General features: G+C 72.6%; 24 protein-coding genes. 17 read left to right on the top strand and 7 right to left on the bottom strand.

Annotation, left to right across the window (positions count from 1 at the left end; translation table 11 throughout):
• Positions 1-42: 42 nt before the first annotated feature.
• Entirely contained in the window at positions 43-873 is an 831-nt protein-coding gene (locus TAE01_RS08180; RefSeq protein ID WP_147065246.1) for an alpha/beta fold hydrolase, read from the top strand.
• 68 nt (positions 874-941) lie between these two features.
• Here the strand turns inward: TAE01_RS08180 and TAE01_RS08175 are convergent, their stop codons facing one another.
• Positions 942-1,646: a LuxR C-terminal-related transcriptional regulator gene (locus TAE01_RS08175; protein WP_147065244.1), complete on the bottom strand. Its 705-nt coding sequence runs from the start codon at positions 1,644-1,646 to the stop codon at positions 942-944.
• Entirely contained in the window at positions 1,643-3,130 is a 1,488-nt protein-coding gene (locus TAE01_RS08170) for an ATP-binding protein (RefSeq protein WP_246111220.1), read from the bottom strand. Before TAE01_RS08170 ends, TAE01_RS08175 begins: the two co-directional genes overlap by 4 nt.
• A 125-nt stretch (positions 3,131-3,255) precedes the next feature.
• On the opposite strand from TAE01_RS08170, the gene TAE01_RS08165 reads away from it, so the two are divergent.
• From TAE01_RS08165 to TAE01_RS08155, 3 genes are all read left to right on the top strand, one after another.
• Positions 3,256-4,632: a PspC domain-containing protein gene (locus TAE01_RS08165; protein WP_186815102.1), complete on the top strand. Its 1,377-nt coding sequence runs from the start codon at positions 3,256-3,258 to the stop codon at positions 4,630-4,632.
• 83 nt (positions 4,633-4,715) lie between these two features.
• Positions 4,716-5,210 (top strand): hypothetical protein, encoded by a 495-nt coding sequence (locus TAE01_RS08160; RefSeq protein WP_147065238.1) that lies wholly within the window; start codon positions 4,716-4,718, stop codon positions 5,208-5,210.
• Positions 5,211-5,346: 136 nt separating this feature from the next.
• Positions 5,347-7,311 carry a M13 family metallopeptidase gene (locus tag TAE01_RS08155; protein WP_147065236.1) on the top strand — a complete coding sequence of 655 codons (1,965 nt, stop codon included), beginning with the start codon at positions 5,347-5,349 and terminating at the stop codon, positions 7,309-7,311.
• A gap of 49 nt (positions 7,312-7,360) precedes the next feature.
• Here TAE01_RS08155 and TAE01_RS08150 read toward each other — a convergent pair whose 3' ends face one another.
• Both TAE01_RS08150 and TAE01_RS08145 read right to left on the bottom strand, forming a co-directional pair.
• Entirely contained in the window at positions 7,361-7,780 is a 420-nt protein-coding gene (locus TAE01_RS08150; RefSeq protein WP_147065234.1) for a GNAT family N-acetyltransferase, read from the bottom strand.
• 28 nt (positions 7,781-7,808) lie between these two features.
• Positions 7,809-8,273, bottom strand: a complete 465-nt coding sequence (locus TAE01_RS08145) for an SRPBCC family protein (protein WP_147065232.1) — start codon at positions 8,271-8,273, stop codon at positions 7,809-7,811.
• Positions 8,274-8,517: 244 nt separating this feature from the next.
• On the opposite strand from TAE01_RS08145, the gene TAE01_RS08140 reads away from it, so the two are divergent.
• The 3 genes from TAE01_RS08140 (at position 8,518) to TAE01_RS08130 (ending at position 10,155) form a co-directional block, all read left to right on the top strand.
• A complete protein-coding gene (locus tag TAE01_RS08140; RefSeq protein WP_147065230.1) occupies positions 8,518-8,844 on the top strand; it encodes a hypothetical protein in 327 nt (108 codons plus the stop codon).
• On the top strand, positions 8,823-9,407 hold the full coding sequence (locus TAE01_RS08135) for a hypothetical protein (protein ID WP_147065228.1): 585 nt from the start codon (positions 8,823-8,825) through the stop codon (positions 9,405-9,407). The genes TAE01_RS08140 and TAE01_RS08135 overlap by 22 nt, the downstream gene beginning before the upstream one ends.
• 181 nt (positions 9,408-9,588) lie before the next feature.
• The gene (locus tag TAE01_RS08130; protein ID WP_147065225.1) at positions 9,589-10,155 is read left to right on the top strand and encodes a hypothetical protein; all 567 of its coding nucleotides are present in this window, start codon (positions 9,589-9,591) and stop codon (positions 10,153-10,155) included.
• 118 nt (positions 10,156-10,273) lie between these two features.
• Here TAE01_RS08130 and TAE01_RS08125 read toward each other — a convergent pair whose 3' ends face one another.
• Complete coding sequence (locus TAE01_RS08125) at positions 10,274-10,678, bottom strand: hypothetical protein (RefSeq protein ID WP_147065223.1); 405 nt, start codon at positions 10,676-10,678, stop codon at positions 10,274-10,276.
• 133 nt (positions 10,679-10,811) lie between these two features.
• On the bottom strand, positions 10,812-11,486 hold the full coding sequence (gene msrA / locus TAE01_RS08120) for a peptide-methionine (S)-S-oxide reductase MsrA (RefSeq protein ID WP_246111219.1): 675 nt from the start codon (positions 11,484-11,486) through the stop codon (positions 10,812-10,814).
• 182 nt (positions 11,487-11,668) lie between these two features.
• Here msrA and TAE01_RS08115 point away from each other — a divergent pair, with 182 nt between their 5' ends.
• The 10 genes from TAE01_RS08115 to TAE01_RS08070 all read left to right on the top strand — a co-directional run bounded on the left by TAE01_RS08115 (position 11,669) and on the right by TAE01_RS08070 (position 19,961).
• Entirely contained in the window at positions 11,669-12,691 is a 1,023-nt protein-coding gene (locus TAE01_RS08115; protein WP_186815100.1) for a GNAT family N-acetyltransferase, read from the top strand.
• The gene (locus tag TAE01_RS08110; protein WP_147065216.1) at positions 12,688-13,686 is read left to right on the top strand and encodes a GNAT family N-acetyltransferase; all 999 of its coding nucleotides are present in this window, start codon (positions 12,688-12,690) and stop codon (positions 13,684-13,686) included. Before TAE01_RS08115 ends, TAE01_RS08110 begins: the two co-directional genes overlap by 4 nt.
• Before the next feature lie 119 nt (positions 13,687-13,805).
• Positions 13,806-14,216, top strand: coding sequence for a hypothetical protein (locus TAE01_RS08105; protein ID WP_147065214.1), 411 nt, complete (start codon positions 13,806-13,808; stop codon positions 14,214-14,216).
• Between the two features lie 28 nt (positions 14,217-14,244).
• On the top strand, positions 14,245-14,778 hold the full coding sequence (locus tag TAE01_RS08100) for a hypothetical protein (RefSeq protein WP_147065212.1): 534 nt from the start codon (positions 14,245-14,247) through the stop codon (positions 14,776-14,778).
• A 5-nt stretch (positions 14,779-14,783) separates the two neighbouring features.
• Complete coding sequence (locus TAE01_RS08095) at positions 14,784-16,271, top strand: sensor histidine kinase (protein WP_147065210.1); 1,488 nt, start codon at positions 14,784-14,786, stop codon at positions 16,269-16,271.
• Positions 16,268-16,924 (top strand): response regulator, encoded by a 657-nt coding sequence (locus TAE01_RS08090; RefSeq protein WP_147065207.1) that lies wholly within the window; start codon positions 16,268-16,270, stop codon positions 16,922-16,924. The genes TAE01_RS08095 and TAE01_RS08090 overlap by 4 nt, the downstream gene beginning before the upstream one ends.
• Before the next feature lie 103 nt (positions 16,925-17,027).
• Entirely contained in the window at positions 17,028-17,513 is a 486-nt protein-coding gene (locus TAE01_RS08085; RefSeq protein WP_186815099.1) for a DUF4825 domain-containing protein, read from the top strand.
• Positions 17,514-17,692: 179 nt separating this feature from the next.
• Complete coding sequence (locus TAE01_RS08080) at positions 17,693-18,508, top strand: amino acid ABC transporter substrate-binding protein (protein ID WP_147065203.1); 816 nt, start codon at positions 17,693-17,695, stop codon at positions 18,506-18,508.
• A complete protein-coding gene (locus TAE01_RS08075; protein ID WP_147065201.1) occupies positions 18,505-19,173 on the top strand; it encodes an amino acid ABC transporter permease in 669 nt (222 codons plus the stop codon). The genes TAE01_RS08080 and TAE01_RS08075 overlap by 4 nt, the downstream gene beginning before the upstream one ends.
• On the top strand, positions 19,170-19,961 hold the full coding sequence (locus tag TAE01_RS08070; RefSeq protein WP_147065200.1) for an amino acid ABC transporter ATP-binding protein: 792 nt from the start codon (positions 19,170-19,172) through the stop codon (positions 19,959-19,961). Before TAE01_RS08075 ends, TAE01_RS08070 begins: the two co-directional genes overlap by 4 nt.
• A gap of 57 nt (positions 19,962-20,018) precedes the next feature.
• On the opposite strand, the gene TAE01_RS08065 is transcribed toward TAE01_RS08070, so the two are convergent.
• Positions 20,019-20,759 (bottom strand): SGNH/GDSL hydrolase family protein, encoded by a 741-nt coding sequence (locus TAE01_RS08065; protein WP_147065198.1) that lies wholly within the window; start codon positions 20,757-20,759, stop codon positions 20,019-20,021.
• Positions 20,760-20,776 lie beyond the last annotated feature (17 nt).

The following is a 20,776-nucleotide window of genomic DNA, read 5'->3' as shown; positions in this document are numbered from 1 at the left end:
CGGACGCGGTGTGAGGCCGCCTGCCGCGTAGGCTCCGGGGTCATGACGTCGGCTCCCGACCAGGCCTCGCTCAGCACCCTGTCCGTGGGCACCGCCGGACCCCGGATCGCCTTCCTGCACGGGCTCTTCGGCCAGGGCCGCAACTGGAACCAGATCGCCAAGGCCGTCAGCGGCCCGGACGGCACCGACGCGCGCTGCCTGCTCGTAGACCTGCCCGACCACGGCCGCTCACCGTGGTCGCAGACCTTCTCGCTCGACGCCTACGCCGATGCCGTGGCCGCGACGCTGCGCACGGCCGGTGACGGGGAGCGATGGGCCGTCGTCGGACACTCGCTCGGTGGCAAGGTCGCCATGGTGCTCGCGCTGCGCCACCCCGAGCTCGTCGGACGGCTCGTCGTCGTCGACATCGCGCCCAAGGGCTACGGCTCCCTCGAGCGGTTCGAGGGCTACATCCGTGAGATGCAGGGCCTCCCGCTCGGTGAGCTGACGAGCCGCGGCGACGCGGAGGCGCGGTTCGCCGAGCCCGACCCCGGGGTCAAGGCCTTCCTGCTGCAGAACCTGCGCCGTGACGGGCAGGGCTGGCGCTGGCAGGTCAACCTCGACCTCGTCGCCCGCGACGCCGCTCTCGGCGTCGACTCACACATCGCCGACTGGCCCGACGCCGTCGACGAGCTGCCGCCCTACGAGGGCCCGGTGCTGTGGATCGCCGGGGGCGACTCGCGCTACGTCCAGCGAGAGGACGGCGACCGCATGCGACGGCACTTCCCCCGCACCCGCCTCTTCACCATCAAGGGCGCCGGGCACTGGGTGCACACGGACGCGCCCGAGATCATCGTGACCGCCCTGCGGCGCTTCGTCGCCGACCCCGCCTGACGGCATACGACCCCTCGGCTCACCCACCGGACGCAGCGTTCGCAGCGTTCGGGAGGGCCGGCGAGGCCTCAGAGGAGGCGGCGGCCCATGGCCCACGCCGTGAGCTCGTGGCGGGAGCTCAGCTGGAGCTTGCGCAGCACCGAGCTGACGTGGGTCTCGACGGTCTTGACGGAGATGAACAGCTCCTTCGCGACCTCCTTGTACTGGTAGCCGCGCGCGATGAGGCGCATCACCTCGCGCTCGCGGGCCGAGAGTCGGTCGAGCTCCTCGTCGATCTCGGCCACCTCGCCGGCGGCGGCACCGAACGCGTCGAGGACGAAGCCGGCCAGGCGCGGGCTGAAGACGGCGTCGCCGTCGGCCACCCGACCGATCGCGGTGAGCAGCTCCTCGGCATTGATCGTCTTGGTGACGTAGCCGCGCGCGCCGGCGCGGATGACGGCGATGACGTCCTCGGCGGCGTCGGACACCGACAGGGCGAGGAAGCGCACCGGCACGGCGGCCCGCGACTGCACGGCGGCGCAGGCGCGGATGACGTCGGCCCCGCCGTGCCCGTCGCCACCGGGCAGGTGGACGTCGAGGAGCACGACGTCGGGCTGCTCCTGCGTGATGACCTGCACGGCCGATTCGACGGCTCCGGCCTCGCCGGCGATCTCGAGGGTGAAGCCCCCGGCGCGGGGCGTGGCGGCGAGCGAGGTCAGCTCGGCGCGCACGCCGGTGCGGAACATGTGGTGGTCGTCGACGATGACGATGCGGATGGTCCGCGGGTCGGTCATGAAGCCTGCTCCTGGGTCTGGGGGTCCGGCGTGCTGCCGGAGGTCGTGCCGGAGGGCGGGGTCGCGCTCGAGGGGACGGGGGGGTCGGGCGCCGTGGCCGCTGACGGTGACGGGTGCTCCGGCTCGTGCGGCTGGCTGACGGGCAGGCGCAGCTCGACCTCGGTGCCGTCGGCGCGCCGCCGGATGCGGGCCGTGCCGCCGTGCCGTTCCATGCGCCCGATGATCGACTCCCGGACGCCGGCCCGGTCGTCGGGGACCGTGTCGAGGTCGAAGCCCGCGCCGTGGTCGCGCACGAACGCCTCGACGGCGACGGGACCGACCTCCACGTACGTGCTGACCGGCGGGCTCGCGTGGCGCACGGCGTTCCAGGTGGCCTCGCGCACCGCCTTGACGAGGGCGTCGAGGTGCTCGTCCATCGGGCGGTCGCCGGTGACGACGAGCTGCACCGGGACTCCGTGGAGGTCCTCGACCTCACCCATCGCAGCCGTGAGGGCGGCGCCGAGCGTGCCGGCGCGGGCGCCTTCGTCGTAGAGGTAGCTGCGCAGCTGGCGCTCCTGCGCGCGGGCCAGACGCGCCACGGCGGCCGCGTCCCCGGACTGTCGCTGGATGAGCGCCAGGGTCTGGAGCACCGAGTCGTGCAGGTGCGCGGCGATGTCGGCCCGTTCGGTGGCGCGGATGCGCGCGGCCTGCTCGACGCGCAGGTTGCTCCACAGGCGCAGGATCCACGGCGCCGACAGGACCGCGACGCCGACGAGGGCAGCGAGCACGGCCCCCGCGACCTGCCACAGCTCGGTGAGGTTCGTGCCGCGCACGAGCAGGCCGACGAGGCCGAGGATCGTCAGGCCGAGGCCGACGACGAGCCAGATCCACCGCACCGGGCGGCGCGCGCCGAGGGTGTCGGTGTCGTCGAGCTGGGACCAGAAGAAGATCGCGCCGATGACGATCGCGACGACGGGCAGGATCACCTCGACGTGCACGTCGAGGCCGGCGCTGCCGAGCCAGAGGGCGCCGGCGACGGCGAGGGCCGCCACCCCCAGCAGGGTGATGAGCACGGCCTGGTTGCCGCTGCGCAGCCAGGTGCGCAGGGCCGCGAGGTCGATCGGGTGCCGGGTGGTGGTCGCGGCCGGCGGCGTCGACGACGCTCCCGTGGCCCCGGTGGGACCGGTGGGCCCGGCGGGCCCGGCGGTCGCGGGCGTCGTGGCGCTCGGGGGAGTCACTGCCGCAGGGTCGACGCTGCCGACGTCGCGCATCGTCGCCCACAGGAACACGTACACGGCGAGGCCGGCCCCGAAGGGGATGCTCGTCAGGACGAGCGCCACGCGAACCGCGACGACCGGGATCCCGAGGTGGGCGGCGAGCCCGGCGGCGACGCCCGCGATGACCTTCCCCTGCCGCTGGCGCACGAGCGGAGGGCGTGGCGTCGTCCGCCACGTGCTCCCCGGGGGCCGCGCCGGGCCCGTCCCGTTCTCGTATGCCGTCTGCACCGTCCCATCCTGACCCACCGGGGGAGGCGGGGGCGACCATCCGGGCCCTCTTTGGGGGTCGCGTCAGGGTGCGCTCAGGGTCGACCCTCATGGTTGGCCCGGCAACCGGGCGCCACTCTGGGGACATGACGAAAAGCAATGACGCCCCGGGCCAGGGGCAGGAGCAGCGCAACGCGCTCGACGGTCTCTACACCGCGCTGCGGCGTCCCGGGATCGTTCGCCAGTCGAACGGCCGCTGGTTCGCCGGCGTCGCCAACGGCATCGCCCGCTGGCTCGGGGTCGACCCGCTCGTCGTGCGGGCGGGCTTCATCCTCTTCTCGATCTTCTTCGGGATGGGTTTCGCGCTCTACCTCGTGCTGTGGCTGCTCATGCCCGACGAGCGCGGCGAGATCCACCTCGAGCGCGCTCTCAAGCACGGTGAGGGCAGCTCGATCTTCCTCCTCGTCGTCACCGCCGTCTCGGTCCTCGGTGGCGGGCCGTGGTGGGGCGGCGACAGCCGCGGCTTCCGCTTCTTCGGCTTCGTGCTGCTCGTCGTCGGGGCCTGGTGGTTCCTCAAGCGCACCGACACCGGGCGCGAGCTCATGGCGGCTGCGCCGTGGAGGAGCCGGGCCGGCGGCCCGACCGGCCCGTCAACCGGCCCGTCGACCGGCGCCCCGTCCGGGGTCGACCCCGTGACCGGCGCACCGTTCCCGTCACCGGCAGCAGCGCCTACGGCCTCGACGACGGCACCGTCCCCGGCGTACGGCTCGACCGGCAACGCCGCGGCCAACGCCGGCGCCACCCTCGCCGCGCCCCACCCGCCCGCGCCGACACCGGTGCGCGAGCGGACCCCGACCATCGGCTTCGCCGGCGGGCTCCTCCTCCTCGGCCTCGCGATCGTCACCGGTGTCGTCCTGTCGTCCGTCGCGCTGGCGGCCGGGTGGCCCGGCAACCACGTCGCGATCGGGATCGCCTCCGGGCTGGGCGTGCTCGGTCTGGGCATCCTCGTCGCCGGGATCGCCGGACGCCGGACCGGAGGGCTCGCCCTCTTCGCCGTCGTCGGCATGATCGCCGCCGCGGCCTCGACGGCGGCACCGATGGGGCTCTCGCAGCCCTGGCAGGCCGGCGACCGCAGCTACACGGTGACGTCGATGACCCCGGCTCCCGCGTACGAGCTCGGCCTCGGGCAGATGACCGTCGACCTGAGCTCGGCGAACTGGAAGGCGACACCGGGTCAGGACACCGTGACGGCCACCGTCGGGGTCGGCGAGCTCGACCTCGTGGTCCCCGATGGCGTCTCGGTCGTGGTGAACGGCAGGGCGCGAGCCGGCGAGATCCTCGCGACGGGACCGACGGTCGCCGGCGAGGGCATGCGACGCGTCGGACCGGACGAGCTCCAGCACCAGGGCACGGGGTGGACGCAGAGGGTCACCTTCGGGGACCCCACGAAGACCCCCGAGATCGTCGTCAACGCCGACCTCGGCGTCGGCCAGATCAAGATCACGACAGCGCCGACGTCATGAACGGCGCACTCCAGGAACCGACGAACGACCCGACGAACGCACCCACGAACGACCCGATCGACCACGCAGCGGAGACGAGCGACATGAGCACCAGCGACACCCCCGACCCGGCAGCCGAGTTCCGCGACCCGACCGCCGACCCGATGACGGTCCCGACGACCGACCCGGTCCCGGACACGACGGCGATCCCGTCGACGTCGACGCAGACGCTGCCGGCGGCGACGCCCTTCCGGGTCGAGCCGGCCAGCCCGGTCCCCGACGACGCGGTCGCCGCGGGCTCGCGCCTGCCGCACGTGGCGCCCCCGGGAGTCCAGCCCGTGCCGCCGGTCCCGCAGACCCACCCCGCCCCGCAGCCGGCGCCCCGTCCGGCGCTCGTCACCGTCAACAAGGGCCCGCGCCCGGCGACGATCATGCTCGGGCTGCTCTCGGTCCTCATGGCGGCCTACGTCCTCGTGGCCAACCTGACCGACGCGCAGCTCAGCGTCCGGATGATCGGTCCGACGATGATCGGCGCCTTCGGCTGCATGCTGCTGCTCGTCGGCATCGCGGGTGTCGTCGCGGGGCGGCTGCGTCGCTGAGCCGCGTCGCCGAGCGGTGTCGCCGACCGGACGACGGACCGACGACGGACGGTCGCCGCGCCGACCGTCGCCGCCCGTGACTAGGCTCGGCAGCACGCTCGCCGGTCAGGTCCGGCACACGTAGTGGGGAGAGAACGTGCTCAGAAAGTCCGGCATCAGCCTCGAGGCCCTCGACCGGGCGACCCGGCCCCAGGACGACCTCTTCAGGTTCGTCAACGGGACGTGGCTCGACACGACGGAGATCCCGGGTGACCGGGCCCGCTTCGGCACCTTCGACATCCTGCGCGAAGAGTCGACCGCCCGGGTCCGCGACCTCATCGAGGAGGCCGCCGGCGCCGACGAGGTCGCCCCCGGCACCCCGAAGCGGCAGGTCGGCGACCTCTACGCGAGCTTCACCGACACGGACCGCATCGAGGAGCTCGGGCTCGCGCCGCTGCAGGCCGTGCTCTCCGAGGTCGCCGCGGTCGACGGCGTGGAGTCGTTGGGCGTCGCGCTCGGCCGGCTCACGCGTGACGGCGTCGCCGGCGTCCTGCAGCACTTCGTCTCGCCCGACGAGCGCTCGCCCGAGGACTACGTCGTCTACCTCGAGCAGGGCGGACTCGGGCTTCCCGACGAGTCCTACTACCGCGAGGACAAGTACGCCGACATCCGCACGGCCTACGTCGCCCACGTCGGGCGCCTCCTCGGTCTGGCCGGCATCCCCGACGCCGAGGCGAAGGCCACGAGCATCATGACGCTCGAGACGCTCCTCGCGGCCTCGCACTGGGACACCGTGAGCAACCGTGACGCCATCAAGACCTACAACGCGCACACCTTCGACGAGGTCAAGACCCTGGCGCCCCAGTTCCCCTGGGACGCCTGGCTGTCCGGCCTCGAGGCGCCGGCCGGCTCGTTCGACAAGGTCGTCGTGCGCCAGCCGAGCTTCGTCACCGGGCTCGGCGCCGCGCTCGAGTCGACCGACATCGCCGACTGGCGCTCCTGGCTGACGTGGCACGTGCTCTCGGAGTTCGCCTCGGTCCTGCCGCAGTCCTTCGTCGACGAGGACTTCGACTTCTACGGCCGCACGCTCTCCGGACAGCCGGAGAACAAGGAGCGCTGGAAGCGCGGCGTCTCCGTCGTCGAGGGGTGCATCGGCGAGGCGGTCGGACGGCTCTACGCCGAGCGGTACTTCCCGCCGGCCGCCAAGGCGCGCATGCAGGAGCTCGTCGCCAACCTCGTCGAGGCCTTCCGCCGGTCCTTCTCCTCCCTCGAGTGGATGAGTCCCGACACGCGCGCGCAGGCCGTCGACAAGCTCGACGCGTTCACGCCGAAGATCGGCTACCCCGACGTGTGGCGCGACTACTCCGCCATCGTCATCGACCCGACCGACCTCGTCGGCAACGTGCGGCGCAGCACGGCCTTCGAGGTCGACCGCAACCTCGCCAAGATCGGGGGGCCGATCGACCGCAGCGAGTGGTTCATGCTGCCTCAGCACGTCAACGCCTACTACATGCCGTCGATGAACGAGATCGTCTTTCCGGCCGCCATCCTGCAGCCGCCGTTCTTCGACCTCGAGGCAGACGACGCCGTCAACTACGGCGGCATCGGCGCCGTCATCGGCCACGAGCTCGGCCACGGCTTCGACGACCAGGGCTCGCGCTACGACGGCACGGGGGCGCTGCGGGACTGGTGGACCGAGGCAGACCGCGAGCGGTTCGACGCGCTGTCCCAGCGGCTCATCGAGCAGTTCGACACCTTCACGCCCGCCGGACTGTCGGAGGACCACAAGGTCAACGGCGGGCTGACCGTCGGTGAGAACATCGGCGACCTCGGTGGCCTCCAGATCGGCTACGCCGCCTACCGCATCGCGACCGAGGACGGGGGCATGCCCGAGCTCGACGGCTTCACCGGCCCGCAGCGCTTCTTCATCGGCTGGGCGCAGGTGTGGCGCGGCAAGGCGCGCGAGGCCGAGGCCATCCGTCTGCTCGCCATCGACCCGCACTCGCCGCAGGACGTGCGCGGCAACGCTGTGCGCAACGTGACGGAGTTCCACGAGGCGTTCGGTGTCACGCCCGACGACGCCATGTGGCTCGACGAGGACCAGCGCGTCCGGATCTTCTGACGTCGACGGCCGGCCTGACGACCGACCCCGTGGGCAGCCGCCCGCGGGGTCAGTCGTCCAGCGCCAGCTTGAGACCCACGTGCGATGCGACGAAGCCGAGGCGCTCGTAGAACCGGCGAGCGTCCGTGCGGGTCGCGTCGCTCGTCAGCTGCACGAGGGTGGCGCCGAGCCGGCGTGACTCGTCGACCGCCCAGGTGACGAGCTCGGTCCCGAGACCCGAACCGCGCTCGTCCCGGGCGACGCGAACACCCTCGATGACCGAGCGGGTGGCGCCCCGCCGGGACATCCCGGGGATGATGCTGAGCTGGAGCGTGCCGACGACGGTGCCGTCCCGATCGGCGACGACGAGGTGCTGACCCGGGTCGGACTCCACCCGTTCGTATGCCGTGTCGTACGTCTGCGTGTCGCCCGGGTCCTCGCGAGCCGCGCCGAGCGGGTCGTCGGCGAGGAGAGCCACGATCGCGCCCACGTCGTCCCGCGACGGATCACCAAGGGGCTCATGCGTTCTCGGCGGCGACCTTGAGCTGCGCCAGCCCCTTCTCGAAGTCGGGGCCGATGAGCTTCTCCATCGACCAGACCTTGCTCATGAGGCGCATGACGACGTTCTGGGGCCCGGTCATGGCCCACTCGACGTGGGTGCCGTCACCTGCGGGAGTCAGCGTGAAGTCGACGCGGTTGTGGGCCTTCATCGGCGCCGCGAAGAGGAGGTCGACCGCGACGTGCTGCGGCTCCGACTCGAGGATCTCCATGCGTCCCTCGCCGGCCTTGCTGTTGCCGCGCCAGGCGTAGACGGCGCCGACGCCGGCCGGTGAGCCGGCGTAGGTGCGCTCCATGGCGGGGTCGATCCCCTCCCAGGGCGACCACGCCTGCCACTCGTGGAAGTCGTCGATGAGGGCGTGCACGCGCTCCGGGGGAGCGGCGATCGTCGTCTCGCGGCTGAGGTGGAAGCTCTTGTCGGCCATGGCGGCATCCTGCCACCGCGAGGGCCGGTGACGTCGTCGGACCTGGGAGCGTCGCGTCTCCTTCCGTCATCCGTCCGTTTGGTCCCACGCGTCCCACCCGTCCCGATATCACCGAATCCCAGTCATTTCCGACGATTACGCGGACATGTGACGTGTTCCTCAATACCTTGAGCCCAGGGATGGCGTGGCGGACACGGCTCGCGCAGGGAACGGGCACACGACGCGCCCCCGCTTGGGGAGAATCATGGTGCGCAAGTCGATTCGTCGTGCCCTCGGAGCCGGTCTCACCTCGCTCCTCGTCGTCGTGGGAGCGCTCGCCGGCCAGTCCCCGGCCTACGCCGCCGACCCGGACCCGGGTGTCGACCGCGTCGTCGCGCTCCTCGGCGGGAGCGGTGGCGCGAAGAACCTCGCCACGTGGACCGCAGGGCTCGTTGCCGTCGGTGCCCCGGGCAAGCCGCTCCCGTACGTCTCGGCGAGACGGTCTCGCTGCCGGGCGGGCGCACCGGGACGCTCGACGTCTCGGTCGACGGCCTCGGCGACGGCAAGCGCGTGCACGTCGACCTCGTCGTGACCCCGACCGCGACGCAGCAGGCCCTCGCCGTCAGCTCAACCAGCCCCAAGGTCGAGCTGAGCGCGCCCAAGAGCGTCACGGCCATTGTCGAGGCCACCCCCTCGCTGTGGGTGGTCTGGACCGGCCCGACGACCAACCGCGTCTACCTCGCGAGCGACACACCCCACGCGCCACGCCTCGACGTCGACGTCAGCGCCACCCTCTCCGGCTCCGCCAAGGCGGCGGTCGGCATCCTCGGTGTCACGCTGAGCGGTACGGACTTCACCGTCAAGGCCCACACGTACGCCCGCGTCAACGACCCGAACAACGACGGAGTGCTCGGCTTCGACGCGGCCGGCGTCGGCGACGGCGAGCTCGCGGCCGACGGTTCGCTCGCCGGTCTCGTCTCGGCCAACCTCGACCCGACCGGCTCACCGTCCGACCCCGGCACGCCCGGCTCGGTCAGCGGCACGCTGTCGGTCGCCGTCGACACGAGCGCCCTGGCCGGCGCGAGTCTCCCACCAACGTCGCCGCAGACGTGTCGGTCGCGTGGCCCGACATCTCCGCGGGCACTCCCGTCGTGACCGCGCAGAGCCTGGCCGGCATCGTCGGCAAGTTCCAGAACATGAGGCTGCGCGACCTGGCCGACGGGCTCGCGGAGGTCGTCGTCGCGCTGTCGGGCATCCAGCAGGCGAAGTTCGACCCGACGGGGGCGGACCGCTGCCGACGACGGGCAACCTCGACCTGCCGTTCCTGCGCGGGACGGTGCCCGACGTCGTCAAGGCCAACCAGGTTCTCGTCGACTTCCTCGAGGCAAACGTCGTCCAGCAGCCCGATCCGCACCAGCCGGCGCCGGCAGGCTTCGACGCCACGACCGTCGGCAACCCGTCCTTCGACTCGCTCCAGGACCTCATCGGCAAGCTCACGGCCGCCGGCATCGGACTCGACGACCTCGCCCGGGACCCGACGACGAGCAAGCTCGTCTTCCGCATGACGATGGTGAGGACAGCACCTGCCGCCGGGGTCGTCATGGATGCCGGCAGCGCACGCACCTCGTGGCCGTCCGCGACATGTGCCGCGACCGGCCTCACGCTCGACGACGGAACGCAGCCCTGGCTGGCGAACCAGTCGACCGGCATGCGCGTCATGGCCGGGACCTCGGCCGGTGAGATCGCGTCCAACACGACGACCTCACTCACCCTCTCCGGCCCACGCACTGCAACGCGGCCCAAGGCGGCTTCAACGACGTGCGTGGACACTCGCCGGCGATGCAGACGTGGCTCCAGCAGCTGGCGTGGGCCTCGAGCGCCGGACGTCCCGGCACCGACGTGACGACGCCGGGCACCTCGGCCTTCCGGGAGCTCGCGATGGTCTACCCGGGCGAGACCGAGCACGGGGCGGGGCCCACCCGAGTCGGGTGGGGGAGTCCGTCTCGCGCGGCGCGGGGGTGTCAGTCGCCGGGCTCGGGGGAGGACCGCTCCCGGCGGACCTGCTTGGCGCGGTACTCGTCGCGGGAGAGCCCCACGGCGTACCACGTGAACAGCCCTCCCATCGCGACGAGGACGAGCCCGCCCCACTGCGGGCCGTCGCCCCGGGACAGGGGGACGAGGAACATCCCCACCACGGCCCCCAGGGAGAGCAGCGCCATCAGGGCCGCGAGGACCGCCATGCCCCACCACGTCCTGACCTGTGCCTGACCGCGACCCGGGCTGAACCCGATCTCGTCCGCGGGGAAGCTGCGCAGCTCGCCGGTCGTGGTCCGCCGCAGCACCCGCCTCTCGCCCCGGGCGACCGCCTCGTCGTGCTCGGAGGTCACGGCCTCGTGCTGCTCGAGGCGGCCCGGCTCGTCGTTCATGCGTGCTCCCTGGTCGTGAGGTGTCGCGGTGCCTGACCGTCGATGTCGTGGTCCGGCCGTCGGTTCCCTGCCGTGACGCACGGACGCGCCCACCCGGGTCGGGGTGGACGCGTCCGTGTCGTCGGGACGGGGCTCAGGCGGGCGGAGCGATGTCCTGCTGCGCGGGCAGCTGGTCCTGGCGCACGATGCCGACCGGGCACGTCATGCCGTTGGGTCCGTGGTTGCAGTAGCCGCCGGGGTTCTTGTGCAGGTAGCCCTGGTGGTAGTCCTCGGCGAGGTAGAACGGTCCGGCGTCGTCGGCCGACCGGATCTCGGTCGAGATCTGCCCGTAGCCGAAGCCGCCCAGCACCTTCTGGAACGCCTCGCGCGTCGCCTCGGCGGCGAGCCGCTGCCCCTCGGTCATCCAGTAGATCGCTGAGCGGTAGGCGGTGCCGACGTCGTTGCCCTGCCGGTTCGCCGTCGTCGGGTCGTGGTTCTCCCAGAACGCCTTGAGGAGCAGCTCGGGGCTCGTCCGGGTGGGGTCGTAGACGACCCGGACCGTCTCGGCGTGACCGGTGAGGCCGGTGCATGTCTCCTCGTAGGTGGGGTTGGGGGTGTAGCCGCCCATGTAGCCGGCCGCGGTCGAGACGACCCCCTCCTGCTTCCAGAAGATCCGCTCGACGCCCCAGAAGCAGCCCATCGCGACGTAGAGCACCTCCGAGCCCTCGGGCCACGGCCCCTCGAGCGGGGTGCCGAGCACGACGTGGGTGGGGTTCACGGTGAAGGGGCGTTCCGCGCGACCCGAGAGGGCGTCGTCGCGGCTGGGCATCTGGGACTTCCTACCGAATCCGAACACCATGCCAGTGTCACATCCTTGCTGCCGGGATCGTCTTACGTCCCTGTAACGTCGGCCGGCGCTCCCGTATGCCTGACCGATCGCGTATGCCGTGTGTCGACGGTCGCGGACAAATCGCTCGCCTTCGTGGTGGCCGGGCCGACAGACTCGGGCTCGTGAGCGACGACCTCGAGATCAGGCCCCTCGACCTGCTGGATCCGAGCCAGGAGCCGGCCGCCCGCGGCTGGATCGGGGTGCACGCGGCCGTCCAGCGCGACATCTTCGGCGACCGGGGGAGCGCATGGACCCTCGAGGAGGTGCAGGGGTTCGTCCGCGGGGCCGACAAGAAGCGGGTCGCCTGGGCCGCGTGGTCGGGTGGCGAGGTGGTCGGGGCGCTCGAGGTGCACCTGCCGCTGCGCGACAACCTGCGCAGCGCCCTGCTGTGGCTGTCGGTCGAGCCGTCCCTGCGCGGACGCGGAGTCGGCTCGGCGCTCGTCGCCGAGGCCGAGCGCGTCGCGGCCGAGCACGGGCGGAGCACGCTCCTCGTCGAGACCGAGTGGGCGGAGGGCAGGTCCGACGCCTCCGAGGCGTTCGCGACGGCGCGCGGCTACGTCGTGGCCCAGACGGTGCTGCGCAGCGAGCAGGCCCTGCCGGCCGACCGCGCCGCCCTCACGGCGCTCGTCGCCGCACCGGGGGCCGAGGACTACCGCCTCGAGTCCTGGGTCGACGACATGCCGGAGGCGTGGCTCGAGGACCGCGCGCTCCTGCAGCAGCGGATGAGCACCGACGCACCCTCCGACGACCTCGACCTCGAGGAGGAGGACTGGGACGTCGAGCGCCTGCGGGCCAGCCTCGCGCGAGCCAGCGCCTCCGGCCGCCGGGCCGTCGAGACGGCGGCCCGGCACCTGCCCAGCGGACGGCTCGTCGGCTTCACGACGGTCGGGGTCTCGGCCGGTGAGCCGGACCTCGGCTACCAGCAGGACACGCTCGTGCTCAGGGAGCACCGCGGTCACGGGCTCGGGCTGCGCCTCAAGGCGGCCAACGCCCTGCGCGTCATGGACGAGCTGCCGGAGGTCAGCGCGATCCGCACGTGGAACGCCGCATCCAACGAGCACATGCTCGCCGTCAACCGCCGACTCGGCTACACCGTCGACGGCTACAGCCGCGAGTGGCAGAAGGTCGTCAGGGTGCCCGAATGAGCCTGCACACCAAGGAGATCCGGCTGGAGGCCGGTGACCGCACGAGCGAGGCCTGGCTCGAGGTGCACCACGCGGCGAACCGCGCGCTCTGGGGTCGGACGGCCCAACGCACCTCCGTCGAGGAGATCGTCGACGTGGCTGCCCGACGGCACGAGGCCAGGCGCGCCTTCGCCGTCGCCGACGAGGCGACAGGGGTCCTCGTGGCTGCCGCGCAGACGATCCGGCGCACGCGCGACAACGTGGACACCGCCGGACTCTGGTTGTCGGTCCACCCTGACCACCAGCGACGGGGGATCGGTCGGCTGCTCCTCGCCCACTGCGAGCGGTCGCTGCGTGACGACGGCTGCGTCCGGATCCACGAGCACAGCGGTGCTCCTGTCGAGCACGGTGACGCGGCAACGGGATTCGCTCTCGCGCACGGCTATCACCAGACCCTGCTCGACCTGCGGCAGGACCTCGTCCTGCCCGTTCCCGACGAGGCGCTCGCGATGCTCGACCCGGGACTCGACGACACGGCATACGTCATCGAGACGGCTGTCGATGGGCTGCCCGGGGAGTGGCTCGAGGACCGGGCGCTGCTCGCTCGCCGGATGAGCACCGACGCCCCGAGCGGCGACATCGACCTCGAGGAGGAGGACTGGGACGCCGAGCGGGTGCGCCTGGTCTGGAACACCCCGAGCCCGGTCTGGGGACTCGAGTCGGTCGCCCGTCACGTCCCGACGGGTCGCCTCGTCGCCTTCACCGACCTCGTCGTGCGGCCCGGGCAGCCGGACCTCGCCGTGCAGGTCGACACCCTCGTCCTGCGTGAGCACCGCGGCCGCGCGCTGGGCCTCGCGGTCAAGCTGGCGAACCTCCGTGCCCTCCAGCGCGAACGCCCCGACGTCACGTCCGTGCGCACCTGGAACGCCGAGTCGAACGCGCACATGATCGCAATCAACGAGCGCATCGGCTTCGTCGTCACCGGGTGGACGCGCGAGTGGGCCAAGGAGCTCTGACCGGCCCGGGCGGTACTAGTACCAAAGCCCGATGGCGGACCGCCCATCGCGACCGGCAGCGTGAGGGGTGCAGCAGATGCTGACCGCCGGACCGACCGGTGGACGCCGAGGAGGCCACCATGAACGCACGCAGAACTCTCACCAGCGGAGTCGTCGCACTGTCGCTCGCGACGTCCGGACTGGGCGCCCTGGCCCTCGCGGCACCGGCGTCCGCCAAGGGGGCCGAGGCGCGAACGTCCGGCACCTGCGCCGGCCTCGGCGCGTGGAAGCTCGTGGTCAAGAGCGAGGACCGGGCCCTCGAGGTCGACTACGAGCTCGACACGAACCGGTCGGGCCAGCACTGGCGGGTGAACCTCGCCGACAACGGCGTCGTCGTCACGAGCGGGACGTTCACGACGGCCGCACCCGGCGGCTCGTTCGAGGTGCGTCGGGTCGTCGCCAACCGCGCCGGCACGGACCGGTTCACCGCCACGGCCACCAACACCGCCACGGGCGCCACCTGCCGTGGTGCACTGACCTTCGCCGGCTGACCGGGCGAGCAGGAGAGGAGACGTGATCATGATGCGACGACTTGCCATCTCGGTGGCGGCCGCAGCCGCCCTCACGCCGGCGACCCTGGGTCTGGTCGGCAACAGCTCCTTCGCCGAGTCCGTGCCGACACCGGTGCCGCCGTCGGCCCAGGTGCTCGCACCGGTCGACGACCACGGCGGTGACCGTCCCACCGCCACCCGGACCGCCGAGCCCGGGGACGACCACGGCGGTGACCGTCCCGCCGCCACCCGGACCGTCGAGCCCGGGGACGACCACGGCGGTGACCGGCCCACCGCCACCCGGACCGCCGAGCCGGGGGACGACCACGGCGGCAGCCGCTCGAGCGGGTCGAGCGGGTCGAGCGGGTCGAGCGGGTCGAGCGGGTCGAGCTGGTCGAGCGGGTCGAGCACGTCGAGCGGCTCCGACGACTCGCCGTCCACGGCGTCCACGTCGTCCACGTCGTCCACGTCGTCCACGTCGTCCACGTCGTCCACGTCGTCCACGTCGTCACACTCGACCGGGCGCCACGGCTCGGACGACCGCGGAGGCGATGACCACTGACGACCATGCGCCCCGCACCAGGCGAGCAGTCCGCCGCCGAGTCCGCAGAGTCCGCCGAGTCCGCCCGCCCGACCACCCCTCCCCGGTCGGGCGGCGCGGCGGCGCGTCCGGACACGACCGGCCCCGGCTGGACGACCCTGGCCGACGGCCCCGCTCCCACCCGGGAGGGGCGGCTGCCGACGCGCCGCCGGATGCTGCTGCAGCTCGGCGCGACCGCCATCGTCGTCCCCGTCGTCGTCGTCCTGGGCGCATCGTGGGCCGCGAGCCGGCTGGCCGAGCGCGAGGCGGTCAACGACGCCGCGCACACGACCAACCTGCTCGCCCTCACCGTCGTCCAGCCGACCCTCCAGGACGGGCTGCTCGTCGGGGACGCCACCGCGGTGGCCGCCGTGGACCGCGTGGTCCGGGAACGGGTGCTGCCCGCGGGCATCGTCCGGGTCAAGCTGTGGCGGCCCGACGGCACGATCGTCTACGCCGACGACGCCCGACTCGTGGGCCAGCGGTTCACCCTCGCCGAGGACCAGCGCGAGGCGCTGTCCTCACCCCAGACGCGGGCCGAGGTCTCGGACCTCGCCCGGTCGGAGAACGAGTTCGAGCGCTACGGCGGCAAGCTCCTCGAGGTCTACCGCCCGGTCTGGACGCCGTCGGGCTCGCAGCTGCTCTTCGAGGTGTACGGCGACTACGCCCCCGTGCAGAACCGCGCGTTCGACCTGTGGCGCGGCCTCGCAGGGGTGCTCACGACGAGCCTGCTGCTCCTGCTCGCGCTGCTCGCCCCGGTCCTGTGGCGCCTCCTCGAGCGGCTCGAGTCGGCCCGCGCGCAGCGCGAGGACCTGCTGCGTCGGGCCGTCGACGCGTCCGACCGGGAGCGGCGACGGATCGCCGCCGACCTGCACGACGGGCCGGTGCAGGACCTCGTCGCGAGCTCGCTCGCCGTCTCCGGCGCGGCAGCCCGGGTCGGCGCCGAGGGCCGCCGTGATCTCGAGGGCACGATGACCGAGGCGGCCACGACGGTCCGCGGGAGCGTGGCGAGCCTGCGCACCCTCCTCGTCGACCTCTACCCGGACCGCCTCGCCGACGCCGGACTCGCGGCGGCGCTCTCGGACCTCGCCCGCCCGCTCACGGCACGCGGGATCGCCGTCGACGTCGAGGTCGACCACGCAGCGACGGAGGCCCTGGGACCAGCGGCGCAGCAGGCGGTGCACCGGGTGGCCCGCGAGTGCCTGCGCAACGTCGTGCGCCACGCAGAGGCCAGCCACGTCCGCCTCCGGCTCGGTCTCGAGGACGGAGATCGCGTCCGGCCGGTCGTGCTGCGCGTCGAGGACGACGGGAACGGCTTCGACCCGGCGCTGCAGCCTCCGGCCGCCGGGCACCTGGGCCTGCGGGTCGTCGCCGACCTGGCATCGGACCTCGGGGCCGTCCTGCGGGTGCGGTCCGCGCCGGGTCACGGCACCGAGTGGCTGCTCGCGCTGCCCGCGACGGGGGAGCAGCCGTGACGACCGTCGTCGTCGTCGACGACCACCGACTCGTTCGCGCGGGCCTGCGCACCATCATCGACGCGAGCGGCGACCTGCGCGTCGTCGGTGAGGCGGCCGACGGCGCTGCCGCCGTCGACGTCGTGCGCGACCTCGGTCCGGACGTCGTCCTCATGGACCTCTCGATGCCCGGCGTCGACGGCATAGAGGCGATCCGTCGGCTGAGAGCCGACGGCGCCACGGCTCCGGTGGTCGTGCTGACGTCGTTCGCCGAGGCGGACCGGGTGCGCGCCGCGACCGAGGCAGGCGCCGTCGGCTACCTGCTCAAGGACAGCGAGCCGGCAGACGTCCTCGCCGCGGTGCGCTCGGCGGCTGCCGGGCACGCGCCCATCGACCCGCGCGTGACCCGCGCCCTGCTCCCGTCGCCCGACCGGCCCGACCGCTTCGACCGGCTCGACCGGCCGGACCGCCCCGCGCGGTGGCCGGCGCTCAGCGACCGGGAGCGCGAGGTGCTGGCGCACGTCGCACGCGGGCTCGCCAACAAGCAGATCGCGCGCGCCCTCGGCATCAGCGAGCGCACCGTCAAGGTGCACCTGGGCAACGTCTTCCGACAGATCGGGGTGGGCGACCGCACCTCGGCGGCGCTGTGGGCCCGCGACCACGGGGTCGGCTGAGCCTGCCGGCGCTGCACCCGCGGTCATGGGGAACCGGTCACGGCGACCCGGCGTCGGTTGCATGCAGGACGCCGGTCGTCGGCGTCGTAGACAGGAGACACCCATGGTCCGCACCGTCGTCGGCTCCCTCGTCGTGGCAGCCGTCATGCTGACCGGGTGCACCGCCACCTCCGACGGCACGGCCGCGGGTTCGTCGGCGACCGTCGGGGCCGACGCCCGGGCGCAGGCCCTGTGGGCGCACCGGACGGCATACGTCGGCGACAACTCCAAGGTCATCGCCCTCGTCGGCGACGCCGGCTTCGGGCCCGCGGGCACCTTCACGCTCTCGTTGTGGACGACGAGCAAGCCGTATGCCGTGACGATCGCCCTGTCCGACCCGGCCAAGCCGGTCGCGTCGACCGACTTCACGGCCCCGGCGACGCTGCTCCTCGGCACCGTGACGAACCTCGACGCCGTCCACGTCACGGCGGCGGGCCAGACCTTCTCGCTGACATCGGCCCAGGCGAGCACCGCCCTCGGCCACGACGTCAAGACGCTCGGTACCGACCGGGCCGCGCTGGACGGCTACCTGCGCTCTCTCACGGACTGAGCGGCTCGCCACCCGGTCGGCGGCAGGTCGCGTGACGCGACACGCCGGTCGGGAATGCACCGGCCGCTCGGTCGGTTGGCACGCGATGGACGTCCTCTCAGGATTATGCCCATCCAAAGGCTGGCTTATAGGTTGACGGACGTCCTCATCCCCGTCCGATCCACCAGGAAGTCCCCACCATGCGTTCGAGGTCCGTCCTCACCGTCCTTCTCGCCACCGTCCTCAGCGCCGTCCTCGCCGCGTGCAGCAGCACCGGAGCCGGCGGCGGATCGGACCTGCAGGCGGTCAAGGACGCCGGCGTGCTCAAGGTCGGCACCGAGGGGACCTACTCGCCCTTCTCGTTCCACGACCCGAAGACCAACGCCCTGACCGGCTACGACGTCGAGGTCGCCCAGGCCGTCGCCGGCAAGCTCGGGGTCAAGGTCGAGTACGTCGAGACGCCGTGGGACTCGATCTTCGCCGGCCTCGCCGCGGACCGCTTCGACGTCGTCGTCAACCAGGTGACGAAGAACCCCGAGCGGGCCGGCCTCTACGGCCTCAGCTCGACGTACACGTGGTCCGAGGGCGTCATCGCCACGCGCGCCGACGACGCGTCGATCACCTCGCTCGCCGGCCTCAAGGGCAAGTCGTCGGCCCAGAGCCTGACGAGCAACTGGAGCAAGGTGGCCAAGGACGCCGGCGCACAGGTCGAGTCGGTCGAGGGCTTCACGCAGGCCATCACGCTGCTCAAGCAGTCGCGCGTCGACGCCACCGTCAACGACAGCCTCGCCGTGCTCGAGTACCTCAAGTCCACCGGCGACCGCTCGGTGAAGATCGCCGCCAAGACCGGTGACGTGTCCGAGCAGGTCGTCGCGACCCGCAAGGGCTCCGACCTCGTGCCCGCCATCGACAAGGCCCTCGCCGACCTCGAGGCCGACGGCACGCTCGCCAAGATCTCCGAGAAGTACTTCTCGAGCGACGTCACGAAGCGACCGGCTGCCTCCTCCGCCTCGTGAACGACCAGACCGTCTCGCTGATCCTCGACTCGCTCGGGCCGCTCCTGCGCGCCACGGTGACGTCGACGATCCCGCTGACCCTCATCAGCTTCGTCCTGGGGCTCGTCCTCGCGCTCGGCGTCGCCCTCATGCGGCTGTCCTCGGTGCGGGTGGTCTCGAGCCTCGCGCGGCTCTACATCTCCGTCATCAGGGGCACGCCCCTGCTGCTGCAGCTCTTCATCATCTTCTACGGACTGCCCTCGATGGGGGTGCGCTTCGACCCCTTCCCGGCGGCCGTCCTCGCCTTCACCCTCAACGTCGGCGGTTATGCCGCCGAGGTGATCCGCTCGGCGATCCTCTCCGTCCCGAAGGGCCAGTGGGAGGCCGCGTCGACGGTGGGCATGGGCTACGTCACGACCCTGCGTCGGGTCGTCCTCCCGCAGGCTGCGCGGACGGCGATCCCGCCGTTGTCCAACACCCTGATCTCCCTCGTCAAGGACACCTCGCTGGCCTCGACCATCCAGGTCACCGAGCTGCTCCGCGTGGCTCAGGAGGCTGCCGCGCCGACGTTCCAGTTCTTCGCGCTCTACGGGGTGGCCGCCGTCTACTACTGGGTCGTGTGCCTCGTGCTGTCCTTCGGGCAGTCCCGGCTCGAGGAACGACAGAACAGGTACGTCGCAGCATGACCGATCCCACGAGAACCCCTGCCGCGCAGTCCGGCCCGCTGGTGTCGGTCTCCGGCCTCGCGAAGTCCTTCGGCGATCACGAGGTGCTGCGCTCGATCGACTTCGACGTCGCGCCGGGCAGCGTCACCGTCCTCATCGGTCCGTCCGGCTCGGGCAAGACGACGGTCCTGCGGTCGCTCAACGCCCTCGACGTGGCCGACGCCGGCGTCGTCCGGATCGGCGACGTCGAGGTCGACTTCGCCCAGCGTCCGGTGACGAAGCGTCAGGTGGCGACCCTCCGCGCCCAGAGCGGCATGGTCTTCCAGGCGCACCACCTCTTCCCGCACCTCACCGTCCTCGCGAACGTCACGGCAGGACCGGTGCTCGCCCAGCGCCGAGACCGCGCCGCGGTCGAGGCCGAGGCGCGCGAGCTGCTGCGCCTCGTCGGGCTCGAGGAGAAGGCCGACGCCTACCCCTTCCAGCTCTCCGGCGGGCAGCAGCAGCGGGTCGGCATCGCCCGGGCCCTCGCGGTGCGACCCAAGCTGATGCTCTTCGACGAGCCGACGTCCGCGCTCGACCCCGAGCTCGTCGGCGAGGTGCTCCTGGTCATCAACGACCTTGCGGCACAGGGGTGGACGATGGTCGTGGTGACCCACGAGATCCGCTTCGCCCAGCAGGTCGCCGACCAGGTGCTCTTCATGGACGGCGGGGTCATCGTCGAACGAGGCACCCCGGACGAGGTGCTGACCCGACCCCGCACCGATCGGGCACGCCAGTTCCTGCACCGCATCCTCGACCCGCTCGACTGAGCTCGCCTGGGCTCGCCTGCGCCAACGCATCCCGAGGGCGTATGCCGTGCGCCGACCTCAGGGGAGCACGTCGGCCCGGTCGACGGCGCGCTCCACGACGCTCGCCATCTCGGCGTAGCCGCGGTCGTTCGGGTGGAACTTGTCCGAGGCGAGCCGGCCCCGCCACGAGCGGGGTCCGTCGCGTCGCATGTCGACGAGGACGAGGCGCCCGGCGTCGGCCCGCTCCCGCAGCATCGCGTCGACGGCACGTGCCTCGCGGTGCGGGTTGGGGAGGTTGGACACGAGCGCGCCCTCGGGGAGCCGGTCGAGGAGCTCGGCGAACCGATCGACGAGGCCGCGCCGGTGCTTGCGGACCACGACGTCGTTGGACCCGATGACGACCGTGACGAGCGCCGCCGCGGCCCGGGACGAACCGGTTCCGGGCGCCGCCTCGCGGCTCTCGAGGACCTCGAGGGCCGGCAGCTGCCGCTCGAGGACGTCCTCGACGCGGGCACCGTTGACCCCGAGGTTGACGAGCCGGTGGTCCCAGCCGCGGGCCGCGAGACGCCCGCTCAGCTGGCCCACCCAGCCGCGGTCCGGCGCGCTCGCGCCGATGCCCTGTGTCATCGAGTCGCCGAGCGCCACCCACAGCGGGCCGGACTGCCCGGCGGCCACGCGGTTGTGGGACTCCCACCACACGGCATACGGGAGCACCTGGTCCTGGACCGCGCGGATGCCCGGGAAGGTGGCCGAGAGCGCAGAGAGCACGGGCCCGCGGGGTCGCACGCTGCGGTTGCTGTAGACGAACTCCGGGGGCACGAGGGCAGCATCTCAGA

Source organism: Terrabacter aerolatus (assembly GCF_007991735.1).
Taxonomy (GTDB): domain Bacteria; phylum Actinomycetota; class Actinomycetes; order Actinomycetales; family Dermatophilaceae; genus Terrabacter; species Terrabacter aerolatus.
Note: the sequence above shows the minus strand (reverse complement) of the source record. Positions and strands in the feature narration are given on the sequence as shown.

Excerpts from the sequence above, each read along its gene's own strand:
- TAE01_RS08180 (WP_147065246.1), top strand. The coding sequence starts at position 43 with ATGACGTCGGCTCCCGACCAGGCCTCGCTCAGCACCCTGTCCGTGGGC.
- TAE01_RS08140 (WP_147065230.1), top strand. The coding sequence starts at position 8,518 with ATGGTGCGCAAGTCGATTCGTCGTGCCCTCGGAGCCGGTCTCACCTCG.
- TAE01_RS08105 (WP_147065214.1), top strand. The coding sequence starts at position 13,806 with ATGAACGCACGCAGAACTCTCACCAGCGGAGTCGTCGCACTGTCGCTC.
- TAE01_RS08080 (WP_147065203.1), top strand. The coding sequence starts at position 17,693 with ATGCGTTCGAGGTCCGTCCTCACCGTCCTTCTCGCCACCGTCCTCAGC.
- TAE01_RS08175 (WP_147065244.1), bottom strand. The coding sequence starts at position 1,646 with ATGACCGACCCGCGGACCATCCGCATCGTCATCGTCGACGACCACCAC.
- TAE01_RS08085 (WP_186815099.1), top strand. The coding sequence starts at position 17,028 with ATGGTCCGCACCGTCGTCGGCTCCCTCGTCGTGGCAGCCGTCATGCTG.
- TAE01_RS08100 (WP_147065212.1), top strand. The coding sequence starts at position 14,245 with ATGATGCGACGACTTGCCATCTCGGTGGCGGCCGCAGCCGCCCTCACG.
- msrA (WP_246111219.1), bottom strand. The coding sequence starts at position 11,486 with ATGCCCAGCCGCGACGACGCCCTCTCGGGTCGCGCGGAACGCCCCTTC.
- TAE01_RS08070 (WP_147065200.1), top strand. The coding sequence starts at position 19,170 with ATGACCGATCCCACGAGAACCCCTGCCGCGCAGTCCGGCCCGCTGGTG.
- TAE01_RS08110 (WP_147065216.1), top strand. The coding sequence starts at position 12,688 with ATGAGCCTGCACACCAAGGAGATCCGGCTGGAGGCCGGTGACCGCACG.
- TAE01_RS08165 (WP_186815102.1), top strand. The coding sequence starts at position 3,256 with ATGACGAAAAGCAATGACGCCCCGGGCCAGGGGCAGGAGCAGCGCAAC.
- TAE01_RS08145 (WP_147065232.1), bottom strand. The coding sequence starts at position 8,273 with ATGGCCGACAAGAGCTTCCACCTCAGCCGCGAGACGACGATCGCCGCT.
- TAE01_RS08095 (WP_147065210.1), top strand. The coding sequence starts at position 14,784 with ATGCGCCCCGCACCAGGCGAGCAGTCCGCCGCCGAGTCCGCAGAGTCC.
- TAE01_RS08125 (WP_147065223.1), bottom strand. The coding sequence starts at position 10,678 with ATGAACGACGAGCCGGGCCGCCTCGAGCAGCACGAGGCCGTGACCTCC.
- TAE01_RS08160 (WP_147065238.1), top strand. The coding sequence starts at position 4,716 with ATGAGCACCAGCGACACCCCCGACCCGGCAGCCGAGTTCCGCGACCCG.